Origin of the sequence: Tenacibaculum agarivorans, assembly GCF_001936575.1 — a bacterium.
In the GTDB taxonomy this organism is placed as follows: Bacteria; Bacteroidota; Bacteroidia; order Flavobacteriales; family Flavobacteriaceae; genus Polaribacter; species Polaribacter agarivorans.
In genome coordinates this window covers 86,263-99,592 of the sequence record NZ_MSMP01000009.1, presented here as the reverse complement: position 1 = coordinate 99,592, position 13,330 = coordinate 86,263, and the positions used below count along the sequence as shown (strand labels likewise).

The window sequence follows — 13,330 nt, the reverse complement described above, 5'->3', positions numbered from 1 at the left end:
TTCATGTTTAATAGTAGTACTAATCATATCATAAATAGACAAGTTGTAGAAATACATCTGAATAAAGAAGCGAATACTTTTGAGTTACAACATAAGGTGGCAGATTTATGTAAGGAAAACTTAGCAAAGATTATAGATACTTCTTTAGCAATGTTCTTTGAAAGCACTACTTCACACATCCAAATAGAAAAGCTAGAGTTAGATTTAGGAGAAGTAAATTTTGAAGATATAGAAGAAAAATTTACCAGTATACTGTATCAAAAATTATCAGAAATAAGTGAACCAAACGAATATGAAATTGTTGAAGGTTCAGGAAGAGTTTTAGAAAAAACACCATTTAAAATAGTTACATATTTTTTAGCAAATGGAATGTTGCCATGGTGGGTAGATAATTCTAAAACCTATGTGATAGCACAGTTAAATATTCTATTAGAAAATCCATCAGATGATGTTAAAAAGATGCTATCTCAACTGCATACAGAATCAAAATTGATGAAACGATATGTCAATACTTTTACTGAAACGCAACTACTAGAAACAACTAAACTGCTTACCAATTTAGACCATAAAAGTATACTAGAGATAAAAACGGCTATAAAAGTAGCGGTAACAAAACGTACAACTAACGAACTACCTGAGTTTTTGTTTACAAAATTATTTTACAGTGCAATTTTTCAAATAGAAAATATCACATTAAATATTAAAGAATTAAGAAATAACATACTAAAAAAAATATACCAAGAATTAGGTGTTAATGTAGAAGAAAAAAATGAAGATGATGTTCAAAAAGTGCTTCAAAAAATACATTCTTGGGTTGTCCATTACAAGACAAAACATAAAAATAATGCAGCTTGGCAGTATGTATTTGAGTATATACATCAAATTATTACCAAGTACTCAGCCAATCAATTGTCGATTACGCTATTAAAGGAACTTGTAGAGGTGTTAGATGATTTGGCATTAAAAGAAAAGAATATACCTAATGACACAGATCCGAACAACATAGAATTGCAAGAACAAATAACATCAACGGTATTATTGCCTATTACTAAATGTGTGATGCAATTCGGAAAGATTAAAAAAGACACAAAAGGTATAACAGCATCATCTGTATTTCAAGAGGAGATCGAAGCGTTTGAAACTACGGATTTTTTAAGCATAGAGAATGCAGGTTTAGTATTGTTATGGCCTTTCTTACAGCGATTTTTTGAGAATTTAGAATTGCTAGAAAATAAGGTTTTCAATACTGAAGAAGCTAAAGAAAAAGCAGTTTCAGTATTGCAATATTTATGTACTGAAGAAGAAGTATTGGTCTTTGAAGGTCTCTTACCTTTAGCTAAAATTTTATGTGGAATAGCTATAGATCAACCTATGGAGATTTTTCCACTATCTGCTACAGAAAAAGAAATAGCAAATCACCTTTTAATGGCTGTTATAGCACAAGGCAAATCTTGGGGAAATATTTCATCTAAAGGGTTTAGGGTTTCATACATACAACGACAAGCTTCTTTACGTACTCGTGATGATCATTGGCTATTGCAAGTCAAAAAAGAAACTTACGATGTTGTTTTGCAAAAATTACCATGGAGTTTTACTACCATAAAATTACCGTGGATGGAAAAACTACTCATGGTAGAGTGGCTGTAAAAGTTTAAAAGTGTATACAAATAACTGATAATCGAAAAAAATGATACCAGAAATAAGATTAGAAAAAACAGATATTTCTTCAAAAATGCAGCAAACTGCTACAGTTTTAGAAAATGAGCTAGCTTGGTTGCAAGAACTCATCAACTTACGCATAGCATTATATTTTAAGCATGAAACGGAATATACTTCGATATATGATATTTTTCCACCAGATCTTTCAATATACGATACACCGTATAGTAAATTCATTCAAGAGAACAAGTTAAGTATTCAAGAAAGAATATTGTTGATTCTTGCACTAGTACCTCATATACAGCCCTCATTGCTAGATATTCTATCTACTAAAAACAAAGATTATGATCGTCGTTTTAGTGAGTTTGGAGGTGTTTTTTTAGAGTATCATCAAGGATTAGTTCCTACAGCAGAAACAGCCATGTTTATTTTGGCAGGAGACAATTTACAAAAACGATTAGCATATCAAACTTTTTTTACGACTCAAGGATTGTTTGTACAAAAAGGAATTATACAAGCAACATCGCAAAAAAAAGAAGCGCCATTATTAAGCTTTATTTGGATGATTGCTAATGAATATATTGAATATTTCATCAAAGGAACACCATATCAAGTTGCCTATAGTCCTGATTTTCCAGCACAAAAAATTGAGACTAAACTTAGTTGGGAAGATCTTATTGTATCCAAGTCTACAGGTGTTGGATTACAAGAAATTCGAGATTGGTTAACACACGGAACTACTATTTTAGAAAGTTTACAATTAGGAAAACGTTTAAAACCAGGGTATAAAAGTTTGTTTTATGGCGCGCCTGGAACTGGTAAAAGTATGACGGCAGCTTTGCTAGGGAAAACCACAGGAAAGCAAGTATATAAAATTGATTTGAGCATGACGGTTTCTAAATACATTGGAGAAACAGAAAAAAATCTAGCTAAAGTATTCGATCAAGCACAACATCACGATTGGATTTTATTTTTTGATGAAGCGGATTCGTTATTTGGAAAACGAACACAGGTAAATAGTGCCAATGATCGTTATGGAAATCAAGAAATAGGATATTTATTACAACGAATAGAGGATTTTCCAGGTGTTGTGATTTTAGCATCTAATTTAAAAGATAATATTGATGAAGCCTTCACACGTCGTTTTCAATCTATGATTGAGTTCAGAATGCCAGGTGTAGAAGAACGTCATGGCTTATGGAAACAATCGTTTGCAGCAGCCTTACCCTTAGATAGTACAATTGATTTATGGCAAATAGCTGAACGATATGAACTCTCAGGAGGTTTAATGATGAATGTAGTGCGTAAATGCACATTAGAAGCGATTACAAAACAGCAAAACTCTATTTCTCAATCTAGTTTGGAAAATGCAATACGACAAGAATTACAGAAAGAAGGAATATTGTTGAGTTGATTTAGAAAAAAGAGGAAAGTTGAAAAGTTTGAAAGTTTTGATACAAATAGCATTAGAATTTAGATCATTCAATTTTTAATTATAAAATAATGTGTCAGTTCAAGTGATTCTGATGGTTATTGGAATTATATGGAGAACATTTTAAAAGACAAATTTTTATTGATTTTCAATATGAAATATAAAGTAAACGAATATATACTTTGTCCCATGAAGTTTCAATTGTAATGGCATACGTAAAGTAAAACGTCATTACGATAAGCGAAACGAAGAAGTAATCTTTAGATTGGATTTCAGAAATATGTTTAAGTACAGGATAAACATATTTCTTCATTCCATTGTATTCCATTCGAAAAGACGTAAACAATTACATCAAAAAATAATGAAAGCAAAAGATACAAATCAAGAATCACAAAAAAGCACAATACAGTGTGCAAGGCAAGAGTCTGATTCAGGAGGAAGAGCTATTATTTCAGATAATCGACCAGAAATTATTCAACAGAGAAAAGTAAAATCAGCTATTCAAAACTCAGTTTCAGAAAATCAAATTCTTCAGAAAAAGAAAACAAGTGTTGAGCACGGTCGAAGTAAGGTTGCTGAGCAAAGTCGAAGCAATAATACAGGACTACCAGATCAATTAAAATCAGGAATTGAAAATCTTTCAGGCTACAGTATGGATGATGTAAAAGTGTATTATAACTCTAGTAAACCAGCACAATTACAAGCACATGCGTATGCACAAGGGACTGATATTCATTTGGCACCTGGACAAGAAAAACACTTACCACACGAGGCTTGGCATGTAGTGCAACAAAAACAAGGTAGAGTAAAACCTACTAAACAATTGAAAAGTAAGGTAAATATAAATGATGATGCAGGGTTGGAAAAAGAAGCAGATGTAATGGGGGAAAAGGCAATGCATACAAGTAATAATGATTCATTCCATGCAGCTATATTGAATAAAAAAGGGCAAAAAATAAATTTAGACAATACTTCAATACAATTCACGGTAAAATCATCAAATGCTAAAATTGGAGAATTAGTATGGTCTGAGAATAATAATTATATGATTATAGCTGGTCAAGAAGAAGTTCTGTATAGCAAATTTACAGCTGAAGGACCTAGGCCAAAATCATTGTATACAAAAGGTAAGGAAATAATTGAAGGAGAAGAATTATGTACTTGGACTCCTAATGTAAGATTAATAAATGTGGATTATATAAATAAATCTTATGAAGGAGAAAACTTAAAAAAAATGAATACAGAATTAATAAAATATTTGGGACAACTTGAAAAGATCTTAGAAGAGGATAATGAATCAGAATTTGGATTGATATTAAAAAATAGTTGTATGAATTTTGTAAACGAAGTTCAATTTTTAATGAATGAAGAAAATATAAACGATTGTAGAGGCGTAATAAACACATCATTTATAGATATTGATGCCGATACAATAAAAGAGTGGATGCATAAAAATGGTATAGAAAATTTATCAAGACTTGTAAAAATAGGCTCAATTATTTGTCAAGACTTTGGAAAAATCGTTACCAATAGACTTCCCGGGCAAAAAAGAGGAATTGGTAATCATTACATGATAGTTGTTGCTGAAGATATAAATACTAAAGTTGTAATAGAAGCCAATGCCGCATATGATTGGGAAAGACCAAAATTTGATTTTATTAATGATGTAGATGAGTTATTAGATAAAACAGAAACTCCTAAAAAAGAAAAATCACCTAATTTGCCAAAAAAGAAAACTAGAAAACATAAACGCTCTAGAAATAAACCCATTGATTTACCATCAGAAAATATAATATTCACCCATGTAAATAGTGATAATGAAGAAAAACTACCTAAGCAAGTTACTGTAGAGAAAGAGCAACCAGCTAAAAAGGGAGTTAAATTTGGTGGTCTTTTTAATATATCTCTCGCTAATAGAAAGAAAAAGAAGAAAAAGTTGTACGAAATCGGATCAATAGAGTCTGGTGAATATGAACGAGAACAAGAAGATAAGTTGAATAAAAAAATAAAAGCAACAGAAAATATTTTATCAAATCATAATGAAAATATAGATAAATTCCTTCAAGATAAAGCATTGTATTTACAAAGAAAAGAAGAGATATAAAGTGTCTTAGTAATATTGGTAATAAAAAAAAGTCAAGGCATTTTGTTTAGAGGTAGTTTGTAATCCAGATAACATTCATTTTAATAAACATTATAAAAAATGAAAACATCATTAGAAAACAGTAAAGAAGAACAATATATAGTACAACGTGTAGTACAAGAAATCAATTCTGGTGGAGAAGTAGAAATAGTGGATAATAGAACTTCCAATATGGTGCAACGTAAGCTTCTAAAGAATATGAATAATTCGTCAAACAATACATCAATTATTCAACAAAAAAAGAACCAGCAAGAATTTAGAAAAAGTAATAACATAGGCTTACCCGATACTTTAAAAACAGGTATAGAAAACCTTTCTGGATATAGTATGGATGATGTAAAAGTACATTATAATTCTAGTAAACCAGCACAATTGCAAGCACATGCCTATGCACAAGGAACAGATATTCATCTAGCACCAGGACAAGAAAAGTATTTACCTCATGAAGCTTGGCATGTGGTACAGCAAAAACAAGGTCGTGTAAAACCTACTAGACAGCTTAAAAGTAAAGTCAATATTAATGACGATGCTGGATTAGAAAAAGAAGCGGATGTAATGGGGACCAAGGCATTGTACAGCGGAAAAACAGACATGTATGGGAGGAACCCTAATCCAAAATCATGTGAAAGTGATTACAAAGTAGCACAAATGAAAATGAGAAAAAGTCCAACTATTATCTCTGATGAGTTCAATATAGTGGGAGAAGTACATGGAGATGAATCAGATATAAAAAAAACCGATGACTACTATTATTCAACTCCTTGGAGAAAAGAAGAAGCAACGCATTTAGTAGATATGTATAGACTACCTTATTATGAAGAATATGGTTTTATTTTTGTAAACGATATGGATGAGAGACACCCAGGAGATAGTTGGGATCTTAGAATTGAAAGTAAAATAGTTCGATTAGCGAGTATATTTTATGATTTTGAAAAATCCTCATTAGATGATAAGAAAAATAAACACACTGTGTCATTCTTAATAGGACAAGTTTCAGAAGCTTTTAATGTCATTGATATTGAGAATAGGATGTTTTCGAAAAAGAATCTTAAAATGTCACCGAAATTGAGTAAACTCATGTTGGCTTTTAACAGGTTTAAAAAGAAAGTACAATCTAAAGTAATGACATCAATATTGGGAGGTAAAGTTGAGTATACAGAGTTAGAAACTTGGTGTCCAGATTTATACAGCATGGTAGAAGAAATAGAGGAGAAAAAGTTAAACCAATTAGGTGATTTAAATGTATTATGGGACGGATACTTTAAAAGAAGATCAGACTATATGTTAGAAGCGGCAAAAAATGCAGCTAGAAGAGGAATGAAAGGAATTTGGAAAGTAGGAGATAGTCATATTCAAGATATACTACAAGAATTAGGTAATGTAGATGAGGAAGTTATTATTGTGACCTATGAAGATTTCGTGAAGAATTATGCTAAAGATATAACTGGACAAGAAAAGAAAGTTTGGAAAAGATAGAAGTGAAACAATCACAATTGTATGAGGTTTCAATTTGTATTTCCAATAACGATTTTTGCTAAATATTCAAAATGAAAGTACCTTCAGAAAATAGTAAAGAACAACAAAAAACAGTACAACGTGTACGGAAAGAAACTAGTTTTAGCGAACAAGCTACAATAGTTAACAATAGACCTAATATCATGGAGCAACGTACATTACAAACTGTAATGAGAAGTAGCAATAATAAAACCGTACAATTAAAACCCTTAGATAAAAAGATAGATAAAAATAAATTGAATATTATTGGAGAAGATCATGAATACTCTAAAAATGTAAGAGAAGCTGAACGAAAATATACCAATAATAAATTTAAAGGTAGACGAAAAAACTATTGGCTAGAACCTGAATTACAGTATGAAAATGGTTTTGAAATTATTTTTTATGGTGATTCTCCAACGTTATATTATTTAGATAAATTATCTTTTCTACTACTTGTTATTGAAGTGTATCAGAGAGCTACAACAGCAGAAGAGATCAATAAAGGAATGAAATTAATAAAATCAAATGCTAAATTCTTAAATGATAAAGTAAATGAAATTGTAAATTTTGAAGATAACACTACTTTAGATGATGGTAATAAATTAGCTGAGTTCAGTGCTTTTTTAAGATCGAATCGTAACTTATTTGACGGTTTAATAAAAGCATCAAATACTAGATTCGATAGGCATGTAAAACATTTGAAGCCAATATTAGAAGAAAAGGTAAATAAATTTAATATTCAAGAGAATAGAAATGTACCATTAAGTGCAGCATACTTCTTTGATAACAAGAATACTTATCAAGATGAAGAAAATTCTTACAGTGTACGAAGAGGACAACATATGCAGCGATTTGCAGCGCAAAAAGGTGAAAATTTTAAAGGCATATGGAAAGTAGGTAATGCGCATATACAACAAATAAGTGATTATGAAGATACCATACCAGATTTTGAGAGAACAAATTACACACTTATTGATAGAGAAATCTTTGATGAAAAAATAAGATATAGTCAAAAAGACTTCATGGGTAAGACTAGATATAACATTGAAAATTTGTTAGGGAATAAGAAGAAGAATAACTAAATAGAACTAAAACTTATTTGTGTTTAATACTTCCTATTTTGAATAAAAGTCGGTAAAGTGCAAGCCTTTGTCAGTATTGTTATAGTATCTTTAACAAATAAAAAACAAATTTGTAATAATATACCGAATACTAATAAACAAGTCCTCCGATGAAGAAAATATATAAACTCTTAACAATCATTACAGTTGTAAGTCTTGTGTCTTGTAAATCAACTTATTATTCTAAAGACAATTTAGCTTTAACAGCAATAGCGTCACAAACGAAAAAAACACTAAAGAGTATAAAAAAGAGAGCTATAAAAGAGGAAAAATCAAAGTATACTATTGAGGATGAAATAGAAATAGGAACGCAAACAAAATCATCAATATTAAAAACGATAGCTAATGTAGAAAATAAGCGGAAAGAGTTATTTTATCTATTGGAAGGTTGTAATGATAGAAATGCATTAACTCCTGAATATTTAAAATCATTAGAAGAAACGCAAAAAATGTTGCAGAAAATCGCCGCTGAAGAGCATATTATAAAAAAAGAAAAGATTTTAGAAGGAATTTATTATGATTATAAAGCTAAAGAAATGGCCATAAATTCAAGTGAGAATAATGATGCTAATACTAAAGTAAGAGTTATTGTAGATTCCAATGAAGATAATGGCTTTTTTGTGTTTGGCAAATTATCATTTGAAGGAAATTTAGATATAAAACGATTCCGATTTAATAAGCCTACCCAGCAAGCCACACAAGATTTTGTGCCAGGATATTATCTTTTCTGGTTAGAAAAAGAAGATAGGATAGGGGAACCAGAATTACATTTAATTACATTTAGTGGAGAAGATAAAGAGAAAGTATTGGTTTTAAAAGCACCAAAAAAATAGCAGATGGTAGTATCGAAGTTAAAAGATATCTGGAAAGAAGTTGTACTATTAAGTACATGGATTGTTACAGTAACTAGTGCATTTGTAATTCCTTTACCGTCTTGGAATTCAACAGAAGAAAGCACAGCATCTTTTATGAAATTTGGAATTTTTATAGCTACTATTCTTGCTGGTTTTATGATTTTATTTTCATTAAAAAATAAAGTTATATCTGTTTGGATGCGTTTATCAGTAATTTTTCTTACACTTTTTATAGGAACCTATATTACATATCATTATTTAAGAGGAACAAATACATTACCGTATTTGGAAAAAGATATTGTAATAGGAAATGAATTGTTGGAGAAAAATCCATTTGCAATCTTTGAAGAAGCCCATGGTTTCTTGCCGGATAAAAAAGAAAAGATGCTAATTTTATTAGGAGATCCGGAAAAAGCATGGACAAAAGCTAGCATCAGTTGGAATAGAGTAGAACTAATGATTTCATTATTTCTATGTTATTTGTTTTCTGCTGTTTTTATGATTTCTTTTTCCAATCTCATATTATTATATAGAGATAAGTACAGCCAAAAGAAAAATAAAGATATTGATAACCAGAATTTTGAATAGTCTTTTTTAGCTCCATATAATTTTTGACATTCTAACTCTAAAGCTAGTTTAATGCTTCACTCACGATAGGAAAAGAATACTTCTAAGTCTAAATATGAGTCTCTTAAGGAAAAAATTACCATATCTACACTATTAATTTAGAAATTTGATAGTGACGTAAAATCAATGGCCATTGTTTTAAGTACCAAGGCGAAATCCGAAAAGCCAACTAATAAAAGAGTAGGAAATTAAAAAAAACAAAAATTATGGGATTTTACGGTAAACAACCAGTAACAGAAGATCAATGTTCAGCAGTATATGTTTGGACTGGATTAAGAACTCCAGGTTTTTTCAGCGTATATGTTGAAGGAGATGCACAAAATTATTCATACGGATTTGATCTAGTAAGAGATCCTCACTTTGTTGGAGGATTAAAAATAGATGCAATGGGATGGACAGGACCTATTGGAAAAGGAACAAGCCATTATAAAGTAAGAGGAAGCTTTCAAGGTGAATTCAGAAAGGAAATTGTGATTTCTGGATCTAATGGAGATTTTGCCATTCCAGTGAAAGAAATTCCTCACGATGAAGTTGAAAACTATGTAAAGTCTAAAAACTTATCTGAAGTCTAAAAAATAAAGTACTTAGCATATTAAAATATTAAACCGTTTGAGAAATCAAACGGTTTTTTCATTTAAAAGTTTAAATAGCTTATTCTAATTAAATTAACGATAGGTTCATAAAAACTTAATTATTGATTATTAATTTGTTTAACTACGAAAATTACTTTTACAAGTATTACAATAAATCAAAATTATGAATCGATTACAAAACTGGTTTTTCCATCAAATACACGGAAAAAAATTAATTTATAATACTTGTTGGGAAGATCCGCGTTGTGATCGAGAATTACTGAAATTGAATAATGATAGTAAGCTAGTTATGATTACTAGTGCAGGAGATAATTTATTAGATTACCTATTAGATGAACCTTCAGAAATTCATTCTGTAGATATGAATTTTAGGCAAAACGCATTACTTGAATTAAAACGAGAAATGTTAAAACACGGTGATCATGAACATCTTTTTCAGTTTTTTGGAGAGGGAAACTATGTTGGTGCTAAATCATATTATGAAGAATTCTTACGAGAAAGTTTACCAGAATATGCGCAAAAGTATTGGGATGAGCATATTCACTACTTCCATGGAAGAGGAAAAAGAAAGTCGTTTTATTATCGTGGTGCATCAGGAGTATTAGCATATTTATGTAGAAATTATTTATATGCAAGTAAAAAAATCAGGCAAAACTTAGAGTCATTTATGACTTCTAATAATTTATCACAACAAGCGAGTTATTATACTTTATTGGAAGAAAAAATATTTAATCCTTTTATTTCTCTTTTATTAAACAATCATTTTACCATGTATTTAGCAGGGGTGCCAAAAGCACAACAAGCTTTAATACAAGAAAGCTATTCAGGAGGTAATGTAGCCTATATAAGAGAGTGTTTAAGAAATGTTTTTACCAAATTAGATATTGGAGATAATTATTTCTATCAAGTATATTTAAAAGGTTTTTACACTAAAGAATGTTGTCCTGAATATTTGAAGAAAGAGAACTTTGAAAAACTTCAAAACCAAGAAAGTAAAGCCTACAGTTATACATCAACATTAAGTGATTTTTTAATTAATAATCCAGGGAATTATTCTCATTATGTGTTATTAGATCACCAAGATTGGCTTGCAGTTAACAATGTTCCAGCTTTGGAAGAAGAATGGCGTTTAATCTTAAAAAACAGCCAACCAGGAACACGTATTTTAATGCGATCTGCAGCCAAAGAAATAGACTTCTTTCCTGAATTCATAAAAGAACAAGTGTATTTTGATAAAGAGCTATGTGATAAAATGCATAAAGAAGATAGAGTAGGAACGTATGCTAGTGTGTATTTAGGAATTGTAAAATAAAAACAAATGAATGTAGAAAACTCGGTAAAACAAAGTCAGCTAATTCAAAATTACTACCAATTCCAATCCACAATTTACGATGCCACACGATGGTCTTTTCTTTTTGGAAGAAAATTAATTATAGATAAAATCGCAGAGGTAACAGTTCCAAAAACTATTGTAGAAATTGGATGCGGAACAGGTTATAATTTAAAAAATCTGAGTAAACGATTTCCAGAGAGTAAAATCATAGGAATGGATGTTTCTAAAGACATGCTTACTATTGCTGAAAAGAAACTGAGTTCGTATTCAAATATTGAATTAATTGAAAGTCCTTATGGCGAATTAGATGTTTTGGGAAATAATCAGCCCGATGTGATTTTGTTTTCATACATGTTAACTATGGTGAATCCTGAGTTTTCTAATATGATTCAACAAGCATATAAGGATTTAATTCCTGGAGGATATATAGCTGTTGTAGATTTTTACAATTCTAAACATAAATGGTTTAGAGATCATATGGGAAATCATCATGTAAGAATGGAGCGTCATCTTACTCCAGTTTTAGAAGGTAAATTCACTACAGTGAATAACAAAGTATACAATGCTTATATAGGAACTTGGGAGTACTTTACCTATATAGGAAAGAAATCATAAATTTCAAATGAATTAAAAAGTATCCCAAACTTCAGACTTACAGTCAGCTCCGAGGTTAAAACACTAATTCTTTAATCTTTCTAGTAATGGCCTGTTTAATATCTGTTGGGTACGAGCGTTCACCATGGAATATATCTGCCATAGCATCACTAAATCGTTGACCGTATTTTTTTAATAGAATATTTCGAACAGTTTTTTGTTCATAGAACCATTTTGCTAGCCATAAACCTGTTTGTATTTCAGGAACTAGTTTCTCGTTTAATTTCTCATTATAAAGAGCAGTAGCTTTTTCCAATTGTCCTTCACTCTCACTAATCGCTTCAGCAACTAAAACACCACTATAAATAGCATTAGAAATACCTTCAGCAGTAATTGGATCGGCAAATCCTGCTGCATCACCAATTAAGAACACATTATTTTTTACAAAACCATCAGTTCTTGGAGCAATAGGAATTTGGAATCCATGTTGAGACTCTTTTACTATAGTTTTAATACCTAAAGTCTCTACATATTCTTGGTAATATTTCTTTAGATTGATTCGAGTTTTCTTAGTAGAAGCAACTCCAATCGATAAATGATTTTTCTTAGGAAAACTCCAAGCATAACCATAAGGAATAGCATCTATATCAAAACGAACTAAATCTTTTAAGCGGTCAAAATCTTCATCAGAAACTTCAACCTCATATTCTAAAGCAGGAATTAATTTTCTAGTTTCTTCATTCCAACCAGCCATTTTTGCGGTTGGACTTAAAGCTCCATCTGCAGCTACTACAAAATCAGCAGAAATTTGAGTCTCACTAGTAGTTAAAATAGCTTTACCATCCTCATAAACTAATCCGGTAAGTTTATTGTTTTCTAATAAAGTAACTCCATGTTTTTTAGCTTCTTCTACAATTAAATGATCGAAAGAATCTCTCATAATCATTGTAATTGTAGGCTCTTTTCTAACAGTTTGAAAATGTAGTGTGTTTCCTAAATAAATATCTACAGTATGAAACTCTCTTTCTACAACAGTATCAATATCAAAAGGTAAATCTTTACGACCACGATATACAAAACCACCACCACAAGTTTTATAACGAGGAAGTGATTCTTTTTCTATTATAACAGTAGAAATTCCTTTTTTTGCTAAATGAAAAGCAGTAGATGCTCCAGAAGGTCCGCTACCAATAACTGCTACTTCAAAATGTTTCATAGAGTACTATAGAATTTAATTAGAGCGCTAAGATAGTATTAATCATATAAGTTGAAAGTTATTTTAGTTATAAACTTTATGCAATAAGCCCTTAATAAATTCTCTATAGAAGAATAAAAGAATCAGACATGTTTTACTGGATTCATTAAATCATAAACTCAATTCAAAATTTTGGAAATAAAATGATAGACCTGCAATTTTAGATTTATGTAGTATTTAATTGAAGATTGTATGATTTATGATTAAAACTTCGTGAAAAAT

11 protein-coding genes are annotated in these 13,330 nt (G+C 30.3%); 10 read left to right on the top strand and 1 reads right to left on the bottom strand.

Annotation, left to right across the window (positions count from 1 at the left end):
• Positions 1 to 3: 3 nt before the first annotated feature.
• The 10 genes from BVC87_RS08740 to BVC87_RS08695 all read left to right on the top strand — a co-directional run bounded on the left by BVC87_RS08740 (position 4) and on the right by BVC87_RS08695 (position 11,874).
• Entirely contained in the window at positions 4 to 1,647 is a 1,644-nt protein-coding gene (locus BVC87_RS08740; RefSeq protein WP_075341983.1) for a contractile injection system tape measure protein, read from the top strand.
• 40 nt (positions 1,648 to 1,687) lie between these two features.
• A complete protein-coding gene (locus tag BVC87_RS08735) occupies positions 1,688 to 3,073 on the top strand; it encodes an ATP-binding protein (RefSeq protein ID WP_200799179.1) in 1,386 nt (461 codons plus the stop codon).
• A 379-nt stretch (positions 3,074 to 3,452) separates the two neighbouring features.
• On the top strand, positions 3,453 to 5,195 hold the full coding sequence (locus BVC87_RS23085; protein ID WP_083629358.1) for an eCIS core domain-containing protein: 1,743 nt from the start codon (positions 3,453 to 3,455) through the stop codon (positions 5,193 to 5,195).
• 99 nt (positions 5,196 to 5,294) lie between these two features.
• A complete protein-coding gene (locus BVC87_RS23080) occupies positions 5,295 to 6,710 on the top strand; it encodes an eCIS core domain-containing protein (RefSeq protein WP_083629356.1) in 1,416 nt (471 codons plus the stop codon).
• A gap of 71 nt (positions 6,711 to 6,781) precedes the next feature.
• Complete coding sequence (locus BVC87_RS08720; protein WP_075341982.1) at positions 6,782 to 7,813, top strand: hypothetical protein; 1,032 nt, start codon at positions 6,782 to 6,784, stop codon at positions 7,811 to 7,813.
• A 149-nt stretch (positions 7,814 to 7,962) separates the two neighbouring features.
• Entirely contained in the window at positions 7,963 to 8,685 is a 723-nt protein-coding gene (locus tag BVC87_RS08715; RefSeq protein WP_075341981.1) for a hypothetical protein, read from the top strand.
• A 3-nt stretch (positions 8,686 to 8,688) separates the two neighbouring features.
• Positions 8,689 to 9,294 carry a hypothetical protein gene (locus BVC87_RS08710; protein ID WP_075341980.1) on the top strand — a complete coding sequence of 202 codons (606 nt, stop codon included), beginning with the start codon at positions 8,689 to 8,691 and terminating at the stop codon, positions 9,292 to 9,294.
• A gap of 245 nt (positions 9,295 to 9,539) precedes the next feature.
• Positions 9,540 to 9,905 (top strand): hypothetical protein, encoded by a 366-nt coding sequence (locus BVC87_RS08705; RefSeq protein ID WP_075341979.1) that lies wholly within the window; start codon positions 9,540 to 9,542, stop codon positions 9,903 to 9,905.
• 184 nt (positions 9,906 to 10,089) lie between these two features.
• Positions 10,090 to 11,238: a DUF3419 family protein gene (locus BVC87_RS08700; protein ID WP_075341978.1), complete on the top strand. Its 1,149-nt coding sequence runs from the start codon at positions 10,090 to 10,092 to the stop codon at positions 11,236 to 11,238.
• A gap of 6 nt (positions 11,239 to 11,244) precedes the next feature.
• Positions 11,245 to 11,874, top strand: coding sequence for a class I SAM-dependent methyltransferase (locus tag BVC87_RS08695; protein WP_075341977.1), 630 nt, complete (start codon positions 11,245 to 11,247; stop codon positions 11,872 to 11,874).
• Between the two features lie 55 nt (positions 11,875 to 11,929).
• Here BVC87_RS08695 and BVC87_RS08690 read toward each other — a convergent pair whose 3' ends face one another.
• Positions 11,930 to 13,069: a geranylgeranyl reductase family protein gene (locus tag BVC87_RS08690; RefSeq protein ID WP_075341976.1), complete on the bottom strand. Its 1,140-nt coding sequence runs from the start codon at positions 13,067 to 13,069 to the stop codon at positions 11,930 to 11,932.
• Positions 13,070 to 13,330: the final 261 nt, after the last annotated feature.